Annotated in this window: 26 protein-coding genes; 8 read left to right on the top strand and 18 right to left on the bottom strand. The window is 36.7% G+C overall.

Annotated features, from left to right (window positions below):
- Positions 1-29 precede the first annotated feature (29 nt).
- From VUJ46_RS00585 to VUJ46_RS00635, 11 genes are all read right to left on the bottom strand, one after another.
- The gene (locus tag VUJ46_RS00585; protein ID WP_326983075.1) at positions 30-323 is read right to left on the bottom strand and encodes a type II toxin-antitoxin system RelE/ParE family toxin; all 294 of its coding nucleotides are present in this window, start codon (positions 321-323) and stop codon (positions 30-32) included.
- Positions 313-567 carry a hypothetical protein gene (locus tag VUJ46_RS00590; protein WP_326983076.1) on the bottom strand — a complete coding sequence of 85 codons (255 nt, stop codon included), beginning with the start codon at positions 565-567 and terminating at the stop codon, positions 313-315. Before VUJ46_RS00590 ends, VUJ46_RS00585 begins: the two co-directional genes overlap by 11 nt.
- Positions 568-1,105: 538 nt before the next feature.
- Positions 1,106-1,339 carry a hypothetical protein gene (locus VUJ46_RS00595; protein WP_326983077.1) on the bottom strand — a complete coding sequence of 78 codons (234 nt, stop codon included), beginning with the start codon at positions 1,337-1,339 and terminating at the stop codon, positions 1,106-1,108.
- 55 nt (positions 1,340-1,394) lie between these two features.
- Positions 1,395-2,177, bottom strand: coding sequence for an SDR family oxidoreductase (locus VUJ46_RS00600; protein ID WP_326983078.1), 783 nt, complete (start codon positions 2,175-2,177; stop codon positions 1,395-1,397).
- A 289-nt stretch (positions 2,178-2,466) separates the two neighbouring features.
- Complete coding sequence (locus VUJ46_RS00605; protein WP_326983079.1) at positions 2,467-3,291, bottom strand: amidohydrolase family protein; 825 nt, start codon at positions 3,289-3,291, stop codon at positions 2,467-2,469.
- A gap of 173 nt (positions 3,292-3,464) precedes the next feature.
- On the bottom strand, positions 3,465-3,794 hold the full coding sequence (locus VUJ46_RS00610; RefSeq protein ID WP_326983080.1) for an L-rhamnose mutarotase: 330 nt from the start codon (positions 3,792-3,794) through the stop codon (positions 3,465-3,467).
- On the bottom strand, positions 3,791-4,642 hold the full coding sequence (locus tag VUJ46_RS00615) for a fumarylacetoacetate hydrolase family protein (RefSeq protein ID WP_326983081.1): 852 nt from the start codon (positions 4,640-4,642) through the stop codon (positions 3,791-3,793). Before VUJ46_RS00615 ends, VUJ46_RS00610 begins: the two co-directional genes overlap by 4 nt.
- A 169-nt stretch (positions 4,643-4,811) precedes the next feature.
- Positions 4,812-5,576, bottom strand: coding sequence for an SDR family NAD(P)-dependent oxidoreductase (locus tag VUJ46_RS00620; protein ID WP_326983082.1), 765 nt, complete (start codon positions 5,574-5,576; stop codon positions 4,812-4,814).
- A 75-nt stretch (positions 5,577-5,651) separates the two neighbouring features.
- Positions 5,652-7,292 carry a UxaA family hydrolase gene (locus VUJ46_RS00625; protein ID WP_326983083.1) on the bottom strand — a complete coding sequence of 547 codons (1,641 nt, stop codon included), beginning with the start codon at positions 7,290-7,292 and terminating at the stop codon, positions 5,652-5,654.
- 176 nt (positions 7,293-7,468) lie between these two features.
- A complete protein-coding gene (gene fucP, locus VUJ46_RS00630; protein ID WP_326983084.1) occupies positions 7,469-8,749 on the bottom strand; it encodes an L-fucose:H+ symporter permease in 1,281 nt (426 codons plus the stop codon).
- A 290-nt stretch (positions 8,750-9,039) separates the two neighbouring features.
- Positions 9,040-9,882 (bottom strand): hypothetical protein, encoded by an 843-nt coding sequence (locus VUJ46_RS00635; RefSeq protein ID WP_326983085.1) that lies wholly within the window; start codon positions 9,880-9,882, stop codon positions 9,040-9,042.
- An 88-nt stretch (positions 9,883-9,970) separates the two neighbouring features.
- On the opposite strand from VUJ46_RS00635, the gene VUJ46_RS00640 reads away from it, so the two are divergent.
- The 8 genes from VUJ46_RS00640 to VUJ46_RS00675 all read left to right on the top strand — a co-directional run bounded on the left by VUJ46_RS00640 (position 9,971) and on the right by VUJ46_RS00675 (position 14,968).
- Complete coding sequence (locus VUJ46_RS00640; protein WP_326983086.1) at positions 9,971-10,489, top strand: Crp/Fnr family transcriptional regulator; 519 nt, start codon at positions 9,971-9,973, stop codon at positions 10,487-10,489.
- 53 nt (positions 10,490-10,542) lie between these two features.
- Positions 10,543-11,100 carry a DinB family protein gene (locus VUJ46_RS00645; protein WP_326983087.1) on the top strand — a complete coding sequence of 186 codons (558 nt, stop codon included), beginning with the start codon at positions 10,543-10,545 and terminating at the stop codon, positions 11,098-11,100.
- 120 nt (positions 11,101-11,220) lie between these two features.
- A complete protein-coding gene (locus tag VUJ46_RS00650) occupies positions 11,221-11,997 on the top strand; it encodes an isocitrate lyase/PEP mutase family protein (RefSeq protein WP_326983088.1) in 777 nt (258 codons plus the stop codon).
- On the top strand, positions 11,997-13,040 hold the full coding sequence (locus VUJ46_RS00655) for a bifunctional transcriptional activator/DNA repair enzyme AdaA (protein WP_326983089.1): 1,044 nt from the start codon (positions 11,997-11,999) through the stop codon (positions 13,038-13,040). The genes VUJ46_RS00650 and VUJ46_RS00655 overlap by 1 nt, the downstream gene beginning before the upstream one ends.
- Positions 13,041-13,068: 28 nt before the next feature.
- On the top strand, positions 13,069-13,674 hold the full coding sequence (locus VUJ46_RS00660) for a DUF2911 domain-containing protein (RefSeq protein WP_326983090.1): 606 nt from the start codon (positions 13,069-13,071) through the stop codon (positions 13,672-13,674).
- A 3-nt stretch (positions 13,675-13,677) separates the two neighbouring features.
- Positions 13,678-14,202, top strand: a complete 525-nt coding sequence (locus VUJ46_RS00665; RefSeq protein ID WP_326983091.1) for a GNAT family N-acetyltransferase — start codon at positions 13,678-13,680, stop codon at positions 14,200-14,202.
- A gap of 158 nt (positions 14,203-14,360) precedes the next feature.
- Complete coding sequence (locus VUJ46_RS00670; RefSeq protein ID WP_326983092.1) at positions 14,361-14,720, top strand: cupin domain-containing protein; 360 nt, start codon at positions 14,361-14,363, stop codon at positions 14,718-14,720.
- 11 nt (positions 14,721-14,731) lie between these two features.
- Positions 14,732-14,968, top strand: coding sequence for a hypothetical protein (locus VUJ46_RS00675; RefSeq protein WP_326983093.1), 237 nt, complete (start codon positions 14,732-14,734; stop codon positions 14,966-14,968).
- Between the two features lie 186 nt (positions 14,969-15,154).
- Here the strand turns inward: VUJ46_RS00675 and VUJ46_RS00680 are convergent, their stop codons facing one another.
- The 7 genes from VUJ46_RS00680 to VUJ46_RS00710 all read right to left on the bottom strand — a co-directional run bounded on the left by VUJ46_RS00680 (position 15,155) and on the right by VUJ46_RS00710 (position 26,003).
- Positions 15,155-15,703, bottom strand: coding sequence for a hypothetical protein (locus VUJ46_RS00680; RefSeq protein WP_326983094.1), 549 nt, complete (start codon positions 15,701-15,703; stop codon positions 15,155-15,157).
- Entirely contained in the window at positions 15,700-16,947 is a 1,248-nt protein-coding gene (locus VUJ46_RS00685) for a condensation domain-containing protein (RefSeq protein WP_326983095.1), read from the bottom strand. The genes VUJ46_RS00680 and VUJ46_RS00685 overlap by 4 nt, the downstream gene beginning before the upstream one ends.
- On the bottom strand, positions 16,944-18,209 hold the full coding sequence (locus VUJ46_RS00690) for a condensation domain-containing protein (RefSeq protein ID WP_326983096.1): 1,266 nt from the start codon (positions 18,207-18,209) through the stop codon (positions 16,944-16,946). The genes VUJ46_RS00685 and VUJ46_RS00690 overlap by 4 nt, the downstream gene beginning before the upstream one ends.
- A gap of 91 nt (positions 18,210-18,300) precedes the next feature.
- Positions 18,301-20,700 carry a glycosyltransferase gene (locus tag VUJ46_RS00695; protein ID WP_326983097.1) on the bottom strand — a complete coding sequence of 800 codons (2,400 nt, stop codon included), beginning with the start codon at positions 20,698-20,700 and terminating at the stop codon, positions 18,301-18,303.
- Entirely contained in the window at positions 20,693-21,487 is a 795-nt protein-coding gene (locus VUJ46_RS00700; protein WP_326983098.1) for an alpha/beta fold hydrolase, read from the bottom strand. The genes VUJ46_RS00695 and VUJ46_RS00700 overlap by 8 nt, the downstream gene beginning before the upstream one ends.
- The gene (locus tag VUJ46_RS00705) at positions 21,478-21,777 is read right to left on the bottom strand and encodes an acyl carrier protein (protein WP_326983099.1); all 300 of its coding nucleotides are present in this window, start codon (positions 21,775-21,777) and stop codon (positions 21,478-21,480) included. The genes VUJ46_RS00700 and VUJ46_RS00705 overlap by 10 nt, the downstream gene beginning before the upstream one ends.
- Positions 21,765-26,003, bottom strand: coding sequence for a beta-ketoacyl synthase N-terminal-like domain-containing protein (locus VUJ46_RS00710; RefSeq protein ID WP_326983100.1), 4,239 nt, complete (start codon positions 26,001-26,003; stop codon positions 21,765-21,767). Before VUJ46_RS00710 ends, VUJ46_RS00705 begins: the two co-directional genes overlap by 13 nt.
- Positions 26,004-26,011: the final 8 nt, after the last annotated feature.

Genomic DNA, 26,011 nt, shown 5'->3' on the forward strand with positions numbered 1-26,011 from the left:
AAAGCGGGAGATTTTTTCTTCCGCTTTTTTTATAGATATTTATCAGGATTTTGTGAGGTATGAAAAACACGGTAAATTCTGATAATATTTTCTTCTTTTTCCACTTTGTAAATGATGAGATAAGGAAAAATTTTAAGTGGTAACCGATGAAAATCGGTGTGCGTTTTCTGGAAATATGGTGTTTTTACTAAAATTTTTTCTGCATTGATCAGATTTTTATAAAAAGACTTTGCAATTTTACGGGATGCAATCTCATGATAATAGTCGATCGCATTGATGATATCGTTTTCAGCTTGAGAAGTGTATTCAATCTTAAAAACCATATTTTTCTTCTATTTTTCTATGAAGTTCTTCCAACGGCATAAAATCATCATCCGTTAAATTCTCCATCGCATCCAGTTCACGTTTTTGTTGTTCTGTTAACTGGTAATTCATATTATGCTCATACCAGTCTTTTTCAGGATTTTTTTCAAGAATTCCATCTAAATAACCCAAAACCTGTTTAAGGATTTCTTCGGGTTTATCTTTTAATTTTTGGTTGATGATATGTAATGTATTAGAATTCATTGCCTTTATTTTTATCAAAGTTAGTAAATTTAAACATTAGATAAAGTTTAAAATCTTCAAATTAGTCATCAGTGATAATTCCAAATAGTAAATATTTGTTGCATAAATGAGAAAAATTCTTCCCAAACTTCTGATCAATGCACATAAAGCCGCGCCGTATTAATAAGTTGTTCTATTTTAGTGAAAATTTTACTTTTTACGTTAATGCATTCTTTTTCGAAAGTTTCGAAATAAATATATGATCTTTTGTAATTTTAAGGATGTTTTTCAGGATTTTGTGAAGTATGAAACCCCCTTACAATAACAATTATCATCGCATTTTTATCTACAGTATAAAATAGTAAAAATGGGAGTTTTTTTCATAAGTTTTCCATGAAAATCTTCAAACCAAATTTTAAAATATGGATTTCTGGAAATTTTTCCTAAAGTGAATCTGAAATCTTTGAAAAATTGATCGGCGACTTTTTTATTGACTTTAGTTTTGTAATAAAGATAAGAATGCTCAATATCTGCTTTTACTTCATCAGAAATGATAATTTTAAATACCGTACTTGGAATTCATTTCATTAAGAAAAGTATCAATTTCAGTATGTTGCTCGTAAGATCTTTCTTTTATTTTTTGAAGACTTTCTTTTTGCTCTTCCGAAAGTTTAAAATTGGTGCTTTCGTCTTCTAAAATACCTTCAATATAGCCCAAAACTCTTTCCAAAATAACTTCTTCTCGAGCATCTTTTAGGATATTGTTGATGTTTTTTAAAGTAGCAGATTCCATCTTTTTGTTTTAGACAAATTTATAAATTTATTTTAACTTAATAAAATCCAGCTTATTACCCCAAACTCCTGTCCAAATGTACATATCCACCATCTACATGAATCAACTGTCCCGTGGTATGCGATGATTTTTCAGATAACAGAAACGCTGCCATATTCGCAATTTCTTCCGAGGTTGTCATTCTGTTTTCCAAAGGAATTTTTGAGGTAATACTTTTCAATTTTTCTTCTGGATTTTCAAACGTAGAAATCCAGGATTGGTAAAGTGGGGTCCAGGCTTCGGCAACAATAATGGCATTTACACGGATGCTGTAGGGTAAAAGTTCAACTGCCCATTCTCTTGTCAGCGCATTTCTGGCTCCGTTCGCAGCGGCATAACCAGAAGTTCCGCCTTGTCCGGTTTCTGCGGTTTTACTTCCGATATTTAGAATTGAACCTTTGCTTTCCTTGAGATAGGGAAGTGCATGATGTACCAAAAGATAATAATGCACCACATTTTTATGATAAGATTCTAAGAATTTTTCATAGGAACCGTTTTCTAAACCAACGCCATCATTTACCCCAGCATTATTGACGATACCATCAATCTTTCCATATTTTTTTACGACTTCATCAATGGCTTTTTTACATTCTTCAGGTTGAGAAAGTTCGGCCGTCACAAAGTCGGCTTTTCCACCGTTATCTATGATTTCCTGAACGGCTTTTTTATTATCATTTTCGTTTCTCCCAATGATGATGGGGAATGCTTTTTCTTCAGCTAAGGTTTTTGCAATGGCATTTCCGATGCCTTTGGCACCGCCACTGATAATGATTATTTTATGATCTAAATTTAAATTCATGATTGATTATTTTATTTTTAACGCAAGGCACGCAAAGTTTTTTTATTTTGCTCTGCATATTTTCTGTTCGCAAAACGAAGTTTCGCTGATTCTAATGAGTTAACTATTAAATTATTGAAGCAAAGGCGTTTGATTTCTTCGAATCTTCGATTTCACTCAGCAAAGGTTAGTTTTTTAGATTAATCATATTTCCACAATAAAAATCTTTGATTTTTAAAACTTACATGCTCTCAATATTCTCAAAGCATTCTACTAAAATCTTTTGTGACTTTTGTGGTTAAAATTTTAGTTATAATCTGTAATACTTCACAGCATTTCCGCAGAAAAAAAGTTCCTGCTCTTCTTTTGAAAACTGACTGACATATTTTGAAATTAATTTCAACCACAAAGCATAATTTCCTCCCAATAACATTACCGGCCAATCACTTCCAAAAACCACACGCTTGATTCCGAAATTTAGGAAGATAAAATCCAAAATTTCAAAAATTGATTTTTCATCAATGGAATTCCAATCTCCTTGGGTTAAAAGCCCGGAAACTTTACAATAAATATTCGGATTTTTGGCAAGTTCTTCAATGTTTGATTTCCAGTCTTTTACATTATTTGTTTTTAAATCCGGCTTTCCGCAATGATCTAAAATAAAACGTTGATTTGGCAACTTCTCTGAAAGTTTTACCGCATCCGAAAGTTGATGCTGTCTTAATAAAATATCAAAAGTATAATTGTATTGATGAAGTTTAGAGATTCCGTTCCATACATTTTCTTTAAGTAAAAATCCCATTTTTTCGCCTTCTGCAATGTGCCGAAAACCTTTAATTAATTTTTCTGATCGATAATTTTGAAGTTTTTCATCAAGCTTTTCAGAAGTCAGATCAATCCAGCCGACAATGCCTTTGATGAATGAATTTTCTGTAGCCAGATCAACCAAAAAAGCAGTTTCTTCATCACTTTGATCGGCCTGAACGGCAATGCAACCATTAACTTGATTTTTATTTAGATATAATGAAAAATCCTCCGGAAGAAAATCTCTCCGGATGGCCATCATATTTTCCGTAATCCAAGCATCCCGAACCGGATCAAATTTCCAAAAATGGACGTGAGAATCTATAATCATCTGATTAATTTTTGCTGAATATATTGACCGCAAAAGAACCAAAAGATTTCTGATGTTTTAGAAAGTTAAAAGTTGAGAAACAACTGATAAATAATTTGTTACATTTTGTTAGCTTTTGAACTTCTATCTTCTCAACTATGATCTTTTCAATCTTTTGCGGTTTAAAAAATAAATTACAATGAAAATACCTTATCCATCAACTGCCACTTTTCTCCGGGTTTAGAATGGGGCAGCTGCTGTTGGAATTTCCACATCAACTCTTCCCATTCACGAACCTTCGGGTTGTTTTTATCGGCTTTATTTTTAGCGTCAAAAGAAAAACTTTCCTCAGCTTCAATCATCATAAAAAGCCGATTTTGAACCCGATAAATTTCCATGCTCTTAATTCCTGAATCTAAAATGCTTTGCTTGATTTCAGGCCAGATATTTTCATGATACTTTTCGTATTCAGCAATCAATTCAGATTCGTCAATCAAGTCAAGCGCGAGGCAGAATTTTTTCATGCTCCGTAAGCTTTTACATGTTGCTTGCTGCTTCCCAAACCATCGATTCCCAATTCAACCACATCGCCCGGTTTCAGATACCACGGCTCCGGTTTTTGTCCCAAACCAACGCCGGCAGGCGTTCCCGTACTGATAATATCTCCCGGAAGCAGGGTCATGAACTGACTGATATAGCTTATCATAAAAGGAACATCAAAAATCAGATTAGAAGTGCTCCCATCCTGCAATATTTCTCCATTTACTTTCAGCCATAAACGAAGGTTATGAACGTCTTCAATTTCGTCAGGCGTTGCAATAAAAGGTCCAATTGGGGCAAATGTATCGCAACTTTTTCCTTTTACCCATTGCCCGTTTCTTTCCAGCTGAAATTCTCTTTCGCTGTAATCGTTATGCAAAACGTAACCCGCAACATGGTCGAGCGCATTTTCTTCGGAAACATAGCTCGCTTTTTTACCGATCACAATCGCTAATTCTACTTCCCAGTCCGTTTTTACGCTATTTTTCGGGATTGTCAGATCATCATTCGGACCAACAATTGCGGTCGTTGCTTTAAAAAACAGAATAGGCTCCGTAGGAATTGGCGCATTGGTTTCTGCTGCGTGATCTTTATAATTTAATCCGACACAGATAATTTTAGATGGTCTCGCCAAAGGAGATCCTAATCTTTCATCCTGAGAAATTTCGGGAAGATTGTGGGTATTTATTTCAGATTTTAATCTCTCTATAGCATCGCCGGAAAAGAAGTTTTCATCATAATCTTTTACCAGATGAGAGACGTCGTATCTTTTATCATTAATGATAATCCCCGGTTTTTCCTGTCCCGGTTTTCCGAATTTTATTAATTTCATTTTTAATTTTTATTATTTTAATTTTTTTTAGGAGCTTAATCCCGCTATCCACTCTATCTTTTGGGTTACGGCTTCCGCTTTGCTCCAGCCGCAACCCAAAAGGATGCCGCTTCTATCGGGGCTAGGGGAGTCGTAATCTAATCAGAAGGGATGATTTATTTACAAAATTTTAATTATTTAAAGTCGTGAAACCACCATCAATAGGATAATCTACTCCCGTTATGAATGAAGCTTCGTCGCTGCATAAATAAAGCGCCAAAGAAGCCACTTCCTGAGGTTGTGCCATTCTTCCTATCGGCTGGGTTTTCGATAATTTATCAAACATTTCATCGATATTATCAGGATAATTTTTCTGTAAAAATCCATCAACGAAAGGCGTATGAACACGCGCCGGAGAAATAGAATTACATCTGATATTTTCATTGATATAATCCTTCGCAACGCTCATCGTCATTGCTTTTACGGCTCCTTTTGCAGTACTGTACGCAAAACGATCAGGAATTCCGACCAAAGCGGCAATTGAAGCCATATTAATAATCACACCGCCCCCTGATTTTCTGATTTGAGGAATTCCGGCAAACAAACAGTTGTAAACGCCTTTAATATTCACGTTGTAAATCTTGTCAAAATCTTCCTCCGAAGTCGTGTCTGCTTTGCCGATGTGAGCGATTCCGGCATTATTGACGAGGATATTAATCGCTCCAATCTGCTCAAAAACAGCCACCACATCTTTCTGTTTTGAAACATCGCAGGCATAAACCTTCCCATTTCCGCCAGAAAACTGTATTTTTTCAAGTGTTTCCTGTCCGTTTTGTTCGGTAATTTCAAGGATATGAACTTCTGCGCCATTGGTGGCAAGCTGAACAGCAATGGCTTGTCCGATTCCGCTTCCTCCGCCTGTTATAACAGCTTTTTTATTTTTTAATGAAAACATTTTATATTTAATTAAAAGATTAAAAGATTAAAAGATTAAAAGATTAAAAGATTAAAAGATTAAAAGATTAACTTTTTAAAGACTTACACCTCTTTTCCAAGGGATAAAATCATCCTGATTCAATGCGACTGCTTTTGGAATAATATTTCCACTGGCTACTTCGATGCAGAAATCCAAAATATCTTCGCCCATTTCCTGAATGGTTTTTTCACCACGAACAATCGCACCTGTATCAATATCAATAATATCAGACATTTTTGTTGCTAAAGCCGTATTGGTTGCTACTTTTATGACCGGACAAACCGGATTTCCAGTCGGTGTTCCCAAACCTGTTGTGAACAAAATTAAAGTGGCTCCGGAAGCGGCTTTTCCCGTGGTAGCTTCCACATCATTTCCCGGAGTACAAACTAAGCTTAAACCTGGTTTTGTGGCTGGTTCTGTATAATCTAATACATCAACGACTGGAGAAGAACCTCCTTTCTTCGCGGCTCCGGCAGATTTTATTGCATCGGTGATTAGTCCGTCCTTAATATTTCCTGGAGATGGATTCATAAAGAAACCTGAACCGACGGCATGCGCCAATTCATCATATTCTGTCATGAGTTTAATGAACTTTTCAGCAGTTTCTTTATTGATAGATCGGTCGATTAATTCCTGCTCAGCTCCGCATAATTCGGGAAATTCAGCAAGCAAAACTTTCGCACCTAGAACTGAAAGGATGTCCGCGAGATGTCCTACTGACGGATTAGCCGAAATTCCGCTGAAACCGTCGCTTCCGCCACATTTTACGCCTACACAGAGTTTGCTTAAAGGGGCCTCTTCACGTTCTATTTTATTGATTTCCAAAAGTCCTTTCAAGGTTTCAAATAGGGCTTTTTTAATCATAATTTCTTCACTTTCCGCTTTTTGCTGTTCAAAAACGAGTAAGGGTTTATTGAAATCAGGGTTTCGGTTATAGAGATCTTTTTTGAAATTGTCGATTTGAAGATGTTGGCAACCTAAACTTAACAAAGTAACTCCCGCAACATTGGGATGATCTGCATAAGAAGCCAACAGTTTGCTGAGTGTATCGGCATCCTGTCTCGTTCCGCCGCAACCACCGGTATGATTCAGAAATTTGATTCCATCAACATTTTTAAAAACTCTTTCTTTATTAGGAATATTGGAAGGCGAAAAATCAATATCATCCAGATTTTTTCCTTTGGAAATGGCTTCTACCAATTGATGGGTGTAATTTTTATACTTTGCATCAACGGCATATCCCAATTCATTGTAAAGCGATTCTTTAATAATATCCAGATTACGGTTTTCACAAAAAACGGTCGGGATAAAAAGCCAGTAATTAGCCGTTCCCACATCGCCATTGGAGCGATGATATCCTTTAAATGTTTTATGTAAAAATTTTGAGACATCAGGTTTTGTCCATTGATAATCAACTTCGCGGTAATAATAGGGATCTGCAGCGTGTTTTGTATTTTCTGTCGTCATTCTCGTTCCTGAAGCCAGATCGTACTGAACTTTCCCTACCAAAACTCCGTACATGAAGATCTCGTCGCCCTGCTTCATGTCGTTCATGAAGAATTTATGTTTGGCAGGAATTGCTTCTAAAGATGTATAAGTTACTCCTTCAAAAATAATTTCAGTTTCTGCAGGAATGTCTTGCAAAGCGACTAAAACATTGTCTTTTTGATTTATTTTTAAAATTAAATTGCTCATTTTTACTTTTTTGGTTCTTTTTTGAACACAAAGGGCATTAAGATTTTTTTACTACTGATTGTTTTTAAGTTCGCAAAGGCGTTTGACTACGTCGAAATATTATTCATCGACTGAAAGGAGATAGTCTTCGATTTCACTTGACAAAGACTAAAAACCTTTTATTTATAGTAATTCAATTACGTCGAGAGTTTTTTATTTCTAAATCTTAATGAAAATAAAAATACAACGATGAAACATATTAAAGGAACAATGTATGAAAAATGGATATTTCCTGAAATATCTGTGATTTTACTAGCAATCGGTGGAATTATTGCACCTCCTACAATTGACATAATCAATAAGCTTGAAGCCGATTTTGTTTCGGAACCGGCTCCTTCAATTCCCAAAGCGAAAATCGTCGGAAACATGATGGACATGAAAAATGTTAGGACAACAAGTGCATATAACGTTGAAATCCCAGATCCGACGATCACCCAAATACTAAGAATGACACTGATAATACTGTAGATTCTCAACAGTTTTTGTGGAGAAACAAATCTCATGAAAAAAGTTCCTGCGAATCGTCCGATCATAAATAAAAATCCAGCTAAACCTGCGTAATATTTTGCTTCTTGTCCAGCCATATTAATTGCATCTTCTGCAAAAACCAATAGAAAACTGAAAATGTAAATTTGTGCTCCGATGTAAAAGAACTGTGCTAATACGCCCCAACCCACATTTTTCACGCTTAAAACCTGTAGAAAATTTTTGGTTGATTTTTCTTTGCTTTCAGTTACTTCAGGTAATTTTATAAATAAAAATAAGATCATAACCAAAAGCAAAATCAATCCTAAAACGATATAAGGTCCTTTTACCAAAGAGGTTTCGGCTTGAATGTAAGCTAATTTTGCGGCTTCACTTAAAGTCGCAAGTTCTTCCTGAGATTTCGGTTCTTCTCCTAAAATGAAAATTCCACCAATGATTGGAGCAATGGAAGCCGCTAACCCGTTGAAAGACTGTGCGAAATTTAATCGTTGCGTTGCTTTTTCCGGATCACCTAAAATCGTGATATAAGGATTTGCTGCGGTTTCCAAAATGGCAAGACCACATGACAAAACAAAAAGAGCCGCAAGAAAAAAGGGATAGCTAACCGTATTCGCAGCCGGTACAAAGAGGAAACAGCCCGCCGCGAAAAAAAATAAACCCGCCAGAATTCCAGTTTTATATCCGTATTTCTGAATAATCATTCCTGCCGGGATGGCCAATAAAAAATAGGCTGCAAAAACCGCGGAATCCACCAGTGAGGCCTGAAAATGATTCAGCTGAAAAGCACTTCTTAAATGTTTAATCAAAATGGGATCCAGATTATGGATAAATCCCCAAAAGAAAAACAAACTCGTGATAAGAATCAGAGGAAGTCCGTAATTTCTCTTTTTTGATGTAGAAGAAATCGAACTTTCGGAATACGCATTATTCATGGATCTGGTTGATATTATAAATTACTATCTGTTCTTTAATTAAATTGAAAAGATAAACCCGATTACTTCATGAATATTTTTAGATCAATCTGCTTCTGATTTTCCTTTAAAACTTAGCTATTTCTGATTTTTTAAATGTATAAAAAAATTATAAAATAAAAATTGATAGAGCAGGATAGTACAAGATAGTTTAATTATTATTAAATTTTTGTGAGAATTTATTATTGTATTTTTCTATTTTTAAGAATGCTCACAAATTGATTTTAAGAATATTTGAAAAATTTTCTAATTCATTTTATAGTAAGGAGCATTAAAATACATGCTTTTCTGATATACACTTTCCTTCGGTCTGCATCAAAGATCCAATTGAATCTCCGCATCACATCTGCAGCAATATAATTGGTTTTCTGATTTTTGATTTCTCCTGTGAAAAATGCTGCGGTTACATCTTTTAAAACAAAATTTCCAATTTTGAAAAAAGGCAGAATTCCCTGTTTGGTATATAAAACTTTCCCAGAAGAATTGGTCACTTTTTTCTCACCGATAATTTTTAAATTTTCATTTAAATGATGATCTTCCGCAAATTGATCGCTGTACAATAAACCTCCGGAATATCCCGACTGTAATAGGAAATACGCTTCCTGTTGCTTGTCTTTAATGATATTGTCGGCGCCCACAAAAAACTGTCCGTTCTCGAATAGAAGGTCTATTTCTTCATAATCTTTGAGATCAGGCTTTTGATTATAAACAACAAACTGGCTGTTATCATAATCGATCTTGAAATACTGATCTTTAAAAATCCCTGTTCCTATTTTTCCGTCAGATTCATGTCCTGTAAATTCGTTGTCGAAAAATCTGATATTTTTATATTCTTTGGTTCCAATTTTTACTGTATTCCCATCGCTTATTTCATTTTTAAAAACAATATGATCGGTTTTTCTGGTTCTTTCGGGTGAAACGGAACATTCTTCCATAGCAATCTGGAACATAAGATGCAATGAATCTTTCTGATTAACCAGCGTTTTTACAATGATGTTATTATGTTTGGTCAGGCGAAACGGGATGGTTTCCTGCGCCTTTAAAACGGTAGATAAAAGGAGTAGAAATGATAAAAGGATGAATTTCTTGAACATTTTATAGTGGCGTATTAGTTTATGAAATTTAAATATAAAAAATTATCATCTATTTTTTAATTAATTTTAACGATCCATGATCAGAAATATGATTGAAATATTATTGAATAGCGGTATTTTTTCCGAAGAAAGAAAACTGAAGAGGAATGAATATCTGAAAATTTCAGGAAGCATTGATACCCAAATCTATTTTATAAAAAATGGAAGTGTCAGGATTTTTATTACAGATCAAAATGAAGAACGCATTATCAGATTCGGATATAGCGGAAATATTGTTGTTTCTCTCGATTCTTTTTTGTCGGGTAAACCATCAGAGTTTTTTATTCAAGCAATAAAGAAGACAGATGTTTTGGTGGCTTCAAAAAAAGATTTTTACCGATTTATTAAGTCAAATGATGAGAATTTAAAGTTATGGACTCTTATTTTAGAAGATTTGGTATTGCAACAAATTGAGAGAGAAAAAGATTTATTGATGAATTCACCAAAAGAGCGTTTGGAGAGGGTTTTGAAAAGAAGTCCGGGGCTATTTCAGGAAATCCCCAGTAAATATATCGCCAATTACCTGAGAATGTCACCGGAAACTTTATCCAGATTGCAAAAATCTTGAGTTGAATCAATGTTTGGTAAAAATCAGATAAGGACATTTGCAAAAAAACAGTAATGAAAATTTCTTCTTCTCAACTTTTATCGGAATTAAAAAGTATCACATCAGATAATATTGTATTTGTCGAAGAGCTCTTACCCAGATCTGAAGGTGATTTAAATTATAGAATATCTGATGATAGTTGGAGTATTATGGAATGTATTGAGCATCTCAATAGGTATGGAAATTTCTATATCCCTGAAATTAATCAAAGGATTTTATTGTCTCGTAGCATTTCAGATTCTGTTTTTATTTCTGGTCTATTGGGTAATTATTTTGCAAAGAGTATGTATCCGAAAATAAAAGTGAATAAGATGAAGACTTTTAAAAATATGAATCCCATTCACAGCCGTCTTAATAAAGATGTTTTGACGGAATTCATTAAACAACAAAATCATCTCTTCAAATTATTAGATCATGCTCAAAATGTAAGTTTAAATAAAATAAAAACCAGCATTAGCATTTCAACACTTATAAAATTACGCTTGGGGGATACTTTTCGGTTTGTCATTTACCATAATTTGAGGCATATTGAACAGGCAAAAAGAGTTTTAAATAGCATTAATGGAATTTAAAACCTAAGCATATTTCGGGCTAAAGTTTTAATAATCAAACATGAATTGTTCTGAAAAATACTTGTCCATTTTTCGGTTGTATAAAGAGACCTTATCAACTAGTTTTGTCAAAAAAGAAATATGACAAATGTTCAGGCTTTCAGAGAGCTTCATCAAAATGACGAGCCATTGGTATTGGGAAATGTGTGGAATCCGCAAAGTGCTAAAGTGTATGAGAAATTAGGCTATGAAGCGTTGGCTACCTCGAGTTCGGCAGTGGCGCATAGTTTAGGATACGAAGACGGTGAAAATATGACCTTTAGTGAGTATCTTTATATTGTTGATCGAATTTTAAAAACCATATCAATTCCGTTAACGGTAGATTTGGAAGGCGGTTACGGAAAAAATACGGATGAAATAGTTTTAAATATTTCAAAACTCGCTGAGATCGGAGTGGTAGGAATTAATATTGAAGACAGCTTTGTAGTTGATGGAATCAGACAAATTGAAGATAAGGAAGTTTTTACCGAAAAGCTAAAATCAATTATTTTAGAATTAAGAGAAAAGGATATTGATATTTTCATCAATCTTAGAACAGATCCATTTTTATTAGGTTTGGAAAATCCTGTGGAAGAGACGTTAGAAAGAATTAAATTATTTGAAGAAACTGGAATCGACGGTATTTTCGTACCATGTATCACCGCTGAAAATGATATTGAAATCATCGTAAAATCAACGAAACTTCCGGTGAATGTTATGGCGATGCCAGAACTTCCAGATTTCAATATTTTGAGAAATTTAGACGTAAAAAGAATTTCTTCAGGTAACTTTGCCAATGGATATATTTATCAGAAATTAGAAGAAAAAGGTAAAGAAATTATCAATAGTAAAAGTTTTTCAACCCTATTTGTATCGTAATGAAACTGACAGAGGACAGAATGTATCAGGCATCGCTCGACAAAGATTCTTCGTTTGAAGGCATCTATTGGATGGCGGTAAAAACGACAGGGATTTTTTGTCGGCCAACCTGTACTGCCCGAAAGCCTAAAAAAGAAAATGTAGAATTTTTTTTAAGCACTGAAGAAGCCATGGAGAATGGATACCGTGCGTGTAAAGTATGTCGGCCTCTGAAAAAATTAAATGAAACGCCTCAATATATTCAGGAATTATTGAGTGAATTAGCACAAAATGTGTCATTAAAAATAAAGGATGCAGAGCTGTTGGAAAGAAAGATTGATCCTGTGACGCTTCGCCGTTGGTTTTTAAAAAATCATGGGATGACGTTTCAGGCTTTTCAGAGAGCATTTCGGATGAATATAGCTTTTAAGAAAATCAAAAATGGTGAAAGCATTATGGAAACAGCTTTAGATGCAGGCTACGAAAGTCTGAGCGGATTTAATGAAAGCTTTAAAAATATTCTCGGAATTTTACCCAAAAATAGTAGAATACAAATGATTATTGATCTTAAAAGAATTGAAACTCCGCTGGGAACCATGTACGCCTGTGCCATTGATGAGGGAGTTTGTCTGCTTGAATTTACAGATCGTAAAAATATAGAGAAACAATTCACTTCATTATCCAAAGCGTTGAATGCAGAAATTGTACAGGGTGAAAACAAGCATTTCCAACAGCTGGAAGATGAGTTAAAAGAATACTTTGACGGAAGCAGAACAACGTTTGATGTTCCTTTATATATTATCGGCACAGAATTCCAGAAGAGTGTTTGGCAGTTATTAAGAGAGATTCCAATCGGAGAGGTGAGAACGTATAAGCAACAATCTGAATTTTTAGGAAATCCAAAAGCAATCCGTGCTGTCGGAACCGCCAACGGAATCAATAAAATAGCGATTTTAATTCCCTGCCACCGCGTGATTGGCTCAAACGGAGAACTGGTGGGCTACGCCGGAGGAATCTGGAGGAAACAAAAATTATTGGAATTGGAGAAGGCTATTTTGTTTTGATTTCGTAATTTTAGGCAAAAATTTACACGTGAAAAAGTTACTATTTGCAGTTTGCCTATCAGCTTCAGTTTTCAGTTTTGCTCAGGATTATTCGGTGCCGGCAGCGAGTCCGCGTCAAAAAGTTGAGCAGCAGTTTTCAATGTCTAAAGTCTCCGTCGACTACGGAAGACCTGGCGTAAAAGGGCGTAAGATCTTCGGAGAACTGGTTCCTTACGGACAGGTTTGGAGAGCAGGAGCGAACTCATCTACAAAAATCACTTTCGGACAGTCTGTTAATTTCGGTGGAAAAGTGGTTCCTGCAGGAACTTACGGTTTATTCATCGTTCCGACAGAGAAAGAATGGAAGGTGATCTTAAATAAAGATTTCCAGCAGTGGGGAGCGTATACTTATGATCCAAAGCAGGATGTAGTAGACGTTACTGTGCCTGTGAATACATTAGCAGATAAGCAGGAGTGGTTTGAAATCACATTGAACCCAACTGGTGAAAATACAGGAAATTTAGTGATCAAATGGGATATGGCTCAGGCTGAGGTGGCTTTAAAACCATCAAGCCCGGATGCTGTAACCAAAATTGCAGATAAATTGAAGGAAATCAAGAAAATTGAGTCCGACGCTGCAAAATCAAAAGGCTAAGCAATGAATTTTTCTATTCAAACGATTTTAGAAAATCAGGAATATCAATTAATCCCCTTACAGCAAGGGGATTTTGAGTCTTTGTATGAAGTGGCTTCCGATCCTAAAGTCTGGGAACAGCACCCGAATAAAGACCGCTATCAGCGAGAGGTTTTTGAAAACTTTTTTAAAGGCGCTATTGAAAGCCAAGGTGCTTTTAAAATTGTTGACAAAGCGACCGGTGATATTTTAGGAAGCACCCGTTTTTATGATTTTGATGAAAATAAAAACAGTATTTTCATAGGATATACGTTTTACGGAACAAAATCCTGGGGAAAAGGAATTAATCCTCAGGTTAAAAAAATAATGCTTGACTATATTTTCCAATTTGTAGATACGGTTCATTTCCATATTGGAAAAGAGAATTTCCGTTCTCAAACCGCTTTGGAAAGATTAGGCGGAAAAAAAATTGCGGAAGAAGAGGTTGCTTATTTCGGTGAGCCTTCGAGAACGAATTTTGTCTACGAAATCAAGAAGGAAGATCATTGAAAATATCTCGCAGATTATTCTGATTTTGCAGATTTAAAAATTAATTCATCATAATTAAAAAACTTGAGAGCTTTTATAAGTGAAACGTCTTTGTGAAACTAAAGGGAGTTAACAGTTAAAAAAATTCCGTGAACTTTGTGTTCAAAAAAATCATTAATATGAAAAAATATAAAATCCAGACCTCTCCATTCGTAGTTCCAACAACAGATGGGAAATTAATCGAAGAGCATTGGGGAAACTCAACCGGAAATTCTAATGTCTCAATTGCGCACATGATAGCTCCGCCAGATTGGAGCGAACCACACCAGACCCCCGAATTTGATGAATTTACATTAATAATTTCGGGAAAAAAGCAGTTTGAGATTGATGGGGAAATAGTGACTTTAGAGCAAGGTCAGAGTATTTTAATAGAAAAAGGAGCGAGGGTTCGTTACAGCAATCCGTTTTCGGAAGCATGCCGCTATGTGGCGATCTGTCTTCCTGCGTTTTCTATGGAATTGGTGAATAGAGAAGAATAAATAATTTAAATATGGCGTTACAAATTTGCCCCAAGTGCAAAGACAGTTCATTTACCTGGTTTATGAACGGGAAATCTCCTTTAACAAGCTGGAGTTGTTTTAATTGTGATTATGAAGCTAAGGAAAATGAAAATGACAGATCTACCTGTGAAAGCTGTGAGGAAAGTACAAAGACCAAGTTGAAAGATAAAGAAGGAGAATATTGGTGGTGTTCTAACTGTAATGAGAGCAATCCGATCGAAATGTAATTTATAAGTGTTGGGAGACGGATAGAGGATAGACAGATAGATAATAGACAGATAGATAATAGACGGATAGAAAATAGACGGGAAGAAGATAAAAATCCATCGTATCTCCATCTATTATCTGTTAGTCTATCCTCTATTCGTCTATCCTCTATCTGTCTTTCTTCCTATAACCCAATAGTCTATCCTCTATCCATCTATTATCTTTTCATCTCTTACCGCCCTAAACAGGTATTTCCTAAGTTTCCAAATCGGCAGATACGTAAAGAGTACAGAAAGCAATCCGGCCAATACGCCTACCAAGATAGCCATTGCCGTGGCATCCAGTTTATAATATTTAGATAAGTTAAATTGCCCTAAGATCAGCATAGAAAAGACAAGTAGTCCTGTAACGACGCCATGAAGAATACTCAGCTTGGTCATTAATTTTTTTATATTCAGTTGGTCATCCACTTTAAATTCAATGGCTTCCTGACCAGCGGCATCAGCGACTCTTTTGATGATATCAATGGTGAGAACAACGGGTAAAAATATAGCCATTGGTAAGGTTAGGCGTGCTAAACTTTGGGTACAGGCAAAGAAATGGGTGTATCCTAATTCACTGAAACTCGCATAGGCAATAATGAAATTGAAAATTATATTCGGAAGCGCATAAATGATCATCCGTTTTCTCAGAAAGCGGCTCAGGGTTGTTTTTTTCAGCAGTTTCGGTTGAGCTTTTTTTATTTTAAATTTCATGAAATCAACAGCTCAATAGCTTTATCTTTTATTTTTTTTGCCTCTTCTTTCGGAAGAAAATTTTCATTAGACATGAAGGTAAAATCCATTTGTTGGTTGTATGTGGTGGTGAGCAGGGTGTTTGAATTTAACCATGGAAATGCAACGGTAGGACTGAAAATAGTTTCCAGCTTAAAGTTTTTATACTCAGCCGGAATATCAATTTTCCCCATATTCGACAGGGTAATGTCGTGGCTTCCTTTACTGAGTTTTAATAATGAAATCATTCGGTCTACCACAGGATGCATATTTTCACCCATCCAAAGCAACTCTCTGGCTTTTGTTTTTTCTATTTTTTCAAGGAGATCTTTTTTTATATGTTTCGCATTTTCTAATAAATTCAGGTCTTTTTTTATTGATAATTCAACAGTGGGGGCAAATGCAAAAATATGATCCTGCTTAATTTCCGGGATAAAATGACGAACATCCACCGGGCTGATTACCTTACCTCTGGCTTTTTTACCCTGCGTTTCCCGGAAAGCTTGCATGAATGCCGAACAGAGTAAAGCATGAACGGAGATTCCGTGGGTCTTACATGTAGTCACTATCTTTTTTGAAATATCCGCGTCGAGTTTGCGATGAAGGGCGTAGTTGTTGCCAAGGTTTCTGTTTTTACTTTTGAGCTGGGTAAAAAAGAAAAGTTTAGCCATGACTAAGTAAAGGCGGGCTTTCCTTTTCTGCTTTTTAAGATTGAAATCATCAGGTAGAAACTCATCAACGGATCTAAATGCATCATAGGTATCCATTTCCAGCAAAGGATTATCCAGCAAAGTAATGAGTTCACGAATCAAAGTAATGCCTGTTGTTCCGTCACATAGGCAATGGGGCATTACCCAAAGGATTTCAGACACCGTTTCGCCTTTTACCCAGACAAGCTGGGCCATTGGTTTTTTTTGGTCTTCAAAAATTCTGTACCATTCATTTTCAGATTCAGCCAACCAGTCATCATCAGTTCTTCTTTCAACAACACGCAAAGGAATCTGTGAGATTTCTTTTTCTTCTGTAAAAAAGGGAAATTTTGCACTTTTATGATCGATGGAGACCCTCAATAAAGGGTGCTTACGCTGAATTTTATCTAACGCAATTCTCAGATGATCTTCGGAAATAGTACCGTTTATTCTTGCGGTATAAATAACATTTAAAGGGGTTTGAGAATCAACATACATGATTCTTTCCACCATCATTAGTTTTCGTTTAATCATCATACTGCCAGAGATTTCAGTTGTTGTGTTACAATGTTTACCATTTCGTCACGGATAGCCAAAGCTTCGGATTGTTTTAAATAGCCTTCGCTGCCCATAAATGCAAAATCCATTTCTCCTCGGAAAGTAGAGGTTACCATCGTTGTTGTATTTCCTAAAGGTCCGATTACAGACGGACTGAAAACATTTTCTAAAGTAAATTCTTTATATTCAGAAGCTATGGGAATACGTCCAAGATTCGAAAACATGCAGTCATTGGATGATTTTCCGTTTTTCAATAATTTAGTGAAATTCGTCAAGGCATCATGCGCAGATTCCATCACCATCATTGTGATATAGGGATTCAGTTTGGATGTTTTTTTCTCAACGGCGGCTTGCATTAGTTTTAAATTTTCTTCAAAACCGAATTTTTTATTCAGCGAAACCACGATCATTAATCCAAAAGCAAAAATATGATCTGTCTTAATCTGATGGGCAAAACGTCTGATATCCACCGGGCACGAAACTTTGTTGAAGGCTTTTTCTTTTCTGATCTTTTGAAAGGCTTCTAAAAGCGCAGCACAAAGTAGAGTATTTACGGTTACCTTTTGAGATTTACAATAGGAGATCAGTTCCTTACTCGTTTCTTTGTCGAACCTCCAATTGATCAAATAATCGCTTTGTCGGTCTGTATTTTTTTTATTGACAGGAATATATTTAATCGCTGTTGCTGCCAGCCTTCCGATCATTTTAGCCTTGAATTTCTGGCCACGGCTGTTAAGAATTTCTCCCGGAACAACGTCGTGAATTCCCCGGATCGGGTTTTCGGTTCCGATATCACTTTTCGGATTATCCAATAATTTTAAAAACTCCTCCAAAACCGCCATGGCAGAACCTCCGTCACATAGGCAATGATGAAATACAAACATCATTTCCGAAGTTTCTTCACCTTTTATCCAGACAAAACGCATCAAAGGCTGCTCTTTATAATTGAATAATTTATACCATTCTTTTTTCGATTCTTCCAGCCAGTCATTTTCTCCTTTTTGGGCTAAAATTCGGATTGGGATTTTTGCTTTTTCCGAAACTTCAAACCACGGAACATTTTTTTCATCGTATTTGATGACAGCCTTTAACCATGGATGTTTTTCCTGAAGTTTTTCAAAAGCATACTGAATATCCTTCAATATAAATGTTCCCTTTAATCTAAAAGGAATGACCGTATTGAAAGGCTCTGTACCGTCTCCCAACAGCATTCTTTCGCCAAATAATAATCTTCTTTTCATCAGTAATTGTTTATTTTTTTTTAAAGGTCAGATGGAATCGCCTTTCATTATTAGTCATTATTTGTATAATAATCGATTGCGATTTCATCGGCTAAATCTCAACCAATGATTCCTGTTGAACAAAATTTTCAAGCAATTCTACAGCGCGATCGTTTCCGCCAGCGTTCAATAAACTTGACTGAACTTCTTTGGCTGCATTTCTGTATGTTGGATTTTCAAGCAATTCAAAAACTGTCTGTCGAAGCGCATCAACACGTAATCTTTTATATCTGATACTGATTCCGCAACCTGCCTTTTCGATAAGTTTAGCTATATGAAAATGATCGTAAGCAATTGGCGTAATCAACATAGGTAAGCCGTTAGTAAACGTATCGTTTACCGTATTAAAACCACCATGACAAATCACTGCATCCATGTGAGGCATCAAAGCCGATTGAGGAACGAAGCTGCTCACAATAAAATTGGACGGCCATTCTTCAAAAATTTCGGGTGGAGTAGCCGCAATAACTGTTACAGGCTGATCTGCAAATGCCGCAATTACTTTTTCAAAAAATGCTTTTCGGATATCCACTAAAAGCGTTCCCAGTGAAACAAAAATCTTCGGTGTTGTCGAAGCGTCTAATTTGTCCCAATTAAAAGGTGCAGGATTCGGTCGACCTTTTACAGGACCAACAAATTCCATGTGAGAAGGAACGGTTTCAAAATCAGCGAATTTTTGAGAAGTAAATACCAAATTCAAATCATGAGAATGAATGAAAATTCCATCTTCCTCGATGCCGACTTCTTTTTGAAGGTCTTTAATTAAATTTTGCTGCCATTCAAAAATTTTCGGTGCGCTGTTGGCGGTATCACCCATTACATCGGGGGGAACAGGTGTTGTCGTTACGCAAGGGATATTATTTTTGTGAGCAAAAAGGGCTCCACCGAAAGTAATACAATCATTTACGATAACATCAGGTTGCCATTCTTTGGTCAATGTTTCCAAACCTGGCATCATCATTTTAGCGAAAGGAACATAGGTTTCTTCCAATGCGAGCTTCATCACTTCAGGACCAGAACAAGCGGGGCCATCATCCTGTCTTTTTAAAATTCTTGCAATTTCATCCTGATATGGAATTAAATCCTGTTCAGGATAAAAATAACTTCCTCCTTCCGGAATATGTTTTTGATCTAAAGGCGTAATTCCAAACCATTTTACTTCATGACCACGGGCAATTAAGCTCGCACCAACGCTCAAAGTCGGACTGATATGTCCGAAAAACGGAGGAATAACGAATAGAAATTTAGATTTTGGATTTTCCATATTTGAAATGGGATTTATAGCATTTTCCAACAAATTGGCTGCGGTTGAACTTCCACCAGCTTTAGCAAAAGATTGCTGAACAACTTCTGCAGCATCACGATAACTTGGATGGGTTAAAATTGTTTTTACGGCTTCATTTAAATGGATGGCTTTGAATCGATTAAAATTCAAACGTTCACCTGCTCCGGTACGCACAACGCGACCAGCAACGTGCGATTGATCATACGCAATCGGAATCACCACCAAAGGCAATCCGTTGGAAAGCGCTTCTGAAACCGTATTGTGACCGCCATGAGAAACAACGCCATCGAGATGTGGCAGTAAATCCAACTGTGGAACCTGCTGATACACCATGAAATTCTCCGGCCATTCCTCAAAAAGCTGAGGATCTGAAACCACAACAACCGTCAAATCTTCCTCTTTAAAAGCATCAATCACTTTTTGGAAGAATGCTTTTTTATGATCGTGATCGAAGGTTGTTCCGATGCTGACCAGAATTTTTTTCTTTGAACTTTGATGAAATTTTTCCCAATCAAATTCGCAGGAAATACGACGCTCGGTGAGAACAGGACCCGTAAACTTGAAATGGGTCGGAAGATCCATTTCGCCAAAAAAATATCTTGAAGTAAGGACCAAAGTCAGTAAATCTGAGCAATCTAATGCTTTATCGCCATCAACACCTAATTCTTTTTGAAGAGCGACGATTTGTTTTTCTTCCCATTCGTGAACTTTTGGCAATTCATCCATAATTTTAATGGCAGCCGGAGCCGTCACTGTTGTAGAATAGGGAAGTCCCAGATTTTTTGCAGCGACAGCCGCAGCAAACAACTGATGATCACCGATCACCATATCGGGTTGGTAAAGCTCAAGTAATTTTACAATACCGTTATAGCAATGTCTGTTGAGAGGAATCAAGACTTCTTCGTAAAGAAATTTGATGCTGTCGATTCCGTAGACTACTTTTTTAGAAATAATATCGAGATAGTTTTCGCTTTCTCTTTTTTCCTCGTCGGTTTGATCGTATTCAATCAACAATAATTCTCCTCCGACAGGAAGTTTTGCACTTAAATTTTTGTCAAGGCTGATCCAGGCTACTTCATGCCCTCTTTCCAGAAGAGTAGCACCGATGCTTAACGTGGGATTGACGTGACCCGTCAAAGGTGGAACAACAAATACAAATTTAGCCATGGTTTTGTGTCAAATTTTCTGTTAAGGTTTTAGATAAAAAATCAACAATCGTTTCTGCGATCAAAGCTGGTTCCTGAATCGGGATGTTATGATCCCCTGAAATTAATTCCAATTGAGAATCAGGAATTTGATCATTCAACGATTCTCCTGTTGGTCTGCAATTGGAATCTGAACCGTACAATAATAAAGTTGGGATATTTAATTCAGACAAATTAACCTCACTCAGAAAATCTTTTTCCCTGATCATATCCGCTTTGATGCTGGTTTTATTGAAAAGAAACTCATACATACGATGGTTTTTTTCCATCTGTCTTTTGCCCATCTGTACTTTCGTGGTGTCCGTAAAATTAGCCACATAATGCTCCAGAAATTCCTTACTGTACTGCTCGATAATTCCTCTGGCTTTTTCGTCCTGCGGATCGGGAGCTTCCATCACAACTAGTTGATTGATGCGGTTTTGATAGTCTAAAGCTGTTTTTAAAGCAATTAACCCCCCGAAACTGTAGCCTACAAGATGTACTTTTTCAAGCTGTAATCCATTCATCAAAGCGATGAGATCGGAAGACATATTTCCCAAATCATAACCGTCTTCAAAACGTTCGCTCATGCCGTGGCTTTTCAGATCGTACATCACGACATGGAATTTTTTTGCTAAAACCGGAGCAATATTAAAATAATAAATGGACAGGTTGCTGAACATTCCGTGGATCAAAACCACGGTTTGTTCAGCACCTTTATTGAGTTCCTGAATATGAACTTTTTTATGATTGATTTCGATTATTGGCATTCGTAGATATAATTGATGATCATACTTAAATCAAGGTTGATCAGTTCGTCAAGATCCATTGAAGACAACCATCCCGTAAAATCGATCTGGTCACCAAAATACGCCTTGATTTTCTCTGAAAAAGACACAATTTCGATACTGTCCATTTCAAGATCTTTTGTGAATGAACTTTCAGGGCTAATATCCATTTCTTCCGCGAATTCTTCACCGATAACTTCAGTGATAAATCCTTTTAAAAGCGTGAATAATTCTTCGTGATTTAATTTTTCTGTTGTATTTAAAGTGTCCATCCTATGATATAATTTTTATGTTTAATGGTTTTGATTTCTGTTTGATTGATCCATAAAGAATCCTCTGTTATTTTCTCGACTTCGAACCGTTTCGGGTTTCCTTTCAGTCCGGTTCCCAAAAACTTTCCGTAGGCTTCTTTGGCTACCCAGAATTTGGTCGTCCATTCTGCCTGATCTTTGTCTTTTAATAAGGTTAATTCGTGATCTGTAAAGACTAAATCGTAAAATCCGGAGCTTCGTTCTTCAATAATTTCCATATCGATTCCGACCTGCTTTCCGTTTTTTGCAATTCCGACGGCATCTTTTCCTTTATGAGCTAAAGAAATATGAATATTTTCCGTGGAGTCACCAATCAGATAAGGTTTTCCGACGTCATCTTTCCCTATTTCAAAAGTAATCGGATAACAAGGGTGATTTTTTTCCTTTTTAAGAAGATTTCGAACGGCATCTTTCACCGCAACGCGGCTTACCATCCAGCTTTTTCTCTTGTTGGGTAAAAGTGTTTGGTGATGCTTTTTTTCGGTTTGATTAAAATATCTTTTCAGGATAAAATCCCAAGACGCAACTCTCGAATAGGCCTGATGGAAGAAAAATACTTCGGGCGCAATTTCTTCTGAAAGACGGTTGTGCAAAGGCGACATCGAAACGTTCCACAACGCGGCATCGATTTCCAGACGGCGGTTTTGCCATCCTGAGATCATGCACCATACTTTTCCGTCTTTTTTAAGAACAATATCTCCAATCGCAAATTCATCGTTCATTTCAGTCAGGCTGCAGGTACATTCAAAAATGCCATCCTGATCTTGAAGATCTCCGAAGAATTCAATGTCTTTGATTTTTACAGGAAATGCGATTCTGTCTTTCGTTAAAGTTAATTGAAGCCAAAGTCCGAACAATTGTCCTGCGTTATCCAGCAAAGAGCCTTTTCCACCGTTTCCTTTGATTTTTCCGACAATTCCTTTCGTTCCAACCTTTGAAACTTCCGTAATTCCCTGATATTTTTCTCCGTGAAACATATGCATTTCGTAGATTTCTTCAGGCGTCCTTTCAATCGGCAATACATCTCCAACTGAAAGATTGATGTTTGGAATCTGGCGATCCGTTGAGGTTAATAAAACTTCTGCATTCACGAAATTTTCAATATCTAAATAGGCGTGATTCGTTGATCTCCATTCGCCTTTTACGGTTTTTTCGAAAGGTTTTGCCACATTCATCCATTGGAAAACACTTACATTCATTATTTTATGAACTTTACTTCCAGCGATTTCTGCCTGAGCAATTTCCGCCAGTTGTTCAAAGATCATCGTCATCGGAATTACCGGTTCCATATCAGCCACTGTCGACCAACCTTTTGGCTGTCTCAATAAACTGTGATCGATTAAGTAAGGATGATTTTCCAGGTCAACATACAACGTTTTTGAAAAATCTTTACTTCTCGGAACTGTTATTTGAGGAACAATTGGCGTAGCTTTGGAAGCTTTAATTTCCGGACGGTTCTGGAATAATGTTAATACTTCTTCCTGCATGCTGATCATTTCAGCCATATTTTCCTGAAACGCCTGAACAAGCGGATGCCCCGTTTTTGCCACCGAAATATTTTTCTGCTTCGGAACTTCAACGCTTTTAGCTAAATTTTTAATTGCTGCAAAATCACGGATAATTGGCGAACCTAATTCTAGTTTAATACCTTTTCCTGATGCTGTTTTTGAAGAACTTTGAATATCTAAAAAGTCTAAAGCAATTGTTTTTCCTTCCACGAATAAAGCAGCAACCACACGTTGTAACTGCGCCAATGCAGATCGAACGGGCGTGCTTGAAGCAATCGTGCTGAATGCTTTTCCTTTCAATGTATCATCAATAAATCCGATCAATCCTCCGGTTCCGACCTGAATAAAAAATCTTGCGCCTTCTTCGTACAGTTTATCTGTTAATTCACGGAAACGTACAGGTTCTACAAGATGTTCCGCACTCAGTTTTCGGATAGATTCCTGATCTGCAGGATACGGCTCTAAAGTCGTTGCCGACCATAATGGAATTTTCGTCTTTTGAAACTGTGCTTTTTCCATTCCGGCTAAGATCACATCTAATTTATCAGCGATAAAAGGCGAGTGAAATCCTGATTGAAACGGTAGAATCTGATGAAAAATCTGTTTTGATTTTAAGATCGGAACCAATTCATCCAAAGCAGCGTTACTTCCACAAAGAATCACCTGATTTGGGCAATTGTCATTGGAAATATACACGTTCGGAATTTCTTCAATAATTGGTTTTATCGTTTCAATTCCGGATCCGATTGCGATGAATTTTGAATCTTTTAATTCAAAAGTTTCAGGATTTAAAACATCAATTAATGCTTTTACGGAATTTACTTCCGCTAATTCTGAAGAGTACCCTGCAAGCCATTCTCCCAAGCTGTGTCCCGCATTCATATCGGGAATAATTCCTAGTTTTTTAAGGGAATTATCTAAGATGCTGCAGTTGTTGAAAATATTCAACGCATCATTTAATAAACCTTCACCCTCAGTTTCTATCGGAGCGGTGAGGTTAAAATAACGGCTTACACTTTCAATTTCGCCTTTCGCCAACCCGTCTAATCCGGGAAATACGAAGGCTACTTTTTCTCCGTTTTGAAGCAAAGGCGTATTGGTATACCAAATATCCTGTTTGTTTCGCCACGGATTATTTTTAGCAACAATTTTCGTCGCTTTTTCTATTCTTTCTTTGGTGGGTTCAAAAACCGCAACACGGAAATTTCCTTCACCAATCGTTGTTTCATTATTTTGTAAAGCCGAAAGCAATTCTTCATGCGTAGATCTTGCCAGAATTAAAACTTTGTCTTTTTTAGGCATATCGTATCCTTCCAAAACCACATGCGCATTAATTCCTCCAAATCCGAAAGCATTCACTGCAGCTACTTTTGGCAATCCTGTTTTTGACCAGCTTTTCGCTTCCTGAACGGGTTCGAATCTGGTATTCTGCATATCCGAAGTCGGGGTTTCACAATATAAAGTCGGTGGCAAAATATCGTGATGCAAAGCCAGACACGTTTTAATCAGCCCTGCAATTCCCGCAGCGGGCATCGCATGACCTATATTTGATTTCACAGAACCGATTCCTGCCATTTTAGCATCTTCTTCTTTTCCGAAAAACTGAGCTAAGGTTTGCAATTCGGTTTTATCTCCAAGCGGAGTTCCTGTTCCGTGAGCTTCGATATAACCAATTTGTTTTTCATCCAAATCTGCGTTTGTCCAGGCTTGTTGTAACGCTTTCAACTGACCTTTTACAGACGGACTCATCACGCTCGTTCCGTTTCCGTCACTGCTGATTCCGACGCCTTTAATCACGGCATAGATTTTATCCTGATCTTTAACAGCGTCTTCCAATCTTTTCAACACGACAAATCCGCAACCTTCACCAATCAATAATCCATCGGCATCATTGCTGAAAGGTTTGATCTGCTGTTGTTTTGAAAGAGCTCCCAATTGAGAGAAAATACTCCAGAACGCAGCGTTTTGTCCGGTATGAACACCACCTGCGATCATAATATCGGAGCGACCTCTTTGAAGTTCCTGAACGGCATGATCAACCGCCAGTAAAGCACTTGCACAAGCGGCATCAACGGTGAACGCAACACCTCCCAAATTGAACCGGTTGGCAACCAAAGAAGCAACCAAATTAGGAATTAATCCCATTGCAGTATCGGCTGCAAAACGTCCTTTTTTTTCCTGAAAAGCATGTTTTACTTTTTCAATATCGGCGGAAGAAACTTCGGGTAACAATTCTTTTAATAAAGAAGAAATTTGTTCGCCCGTTCTTACTATTTCGATGGCTCTTGTTGCGCCGGGACCTGTATAATTTCCTTTTCCGATGATGATTCCGGTTTTTTCTAAGGAAATATTTTTCTTGAAAATTCCGGCATCGTCTAAAGCTTTTTGAACCAAATCCAAGGTTAATAAATGATCAGGTTCCGTTCCTTCAACGGCCAACGGTAAAATACCGAAAGCGGTTGGGTCGAACTCATAATCAGGGATAAATCCACCACGTTGGCAATAAAAACGGTCGACCGAACCTGAATAATCACTGAAGTGAACAGGATCAATACGATCAGCTGGAGCCAATTGGGTAGAATCTACTTTATTGACAATATTCTGCCAAAAAGTTTGGGCATCCTGCGCCCCCGGAAAGACGCAGGATAAACCAACTATTGCAACATCTGTTTTTTTCATACATTTAA

Source organism: Chryseobacterium sp. MYb264, from assembly GCF_035974275.1.
Taxonomy (GTDB): domain Bacteria; phylum Bacteroidota; class Bacteroidia; order Flavobacteriales; family Weeksellaceae; genus Chryseobacterium.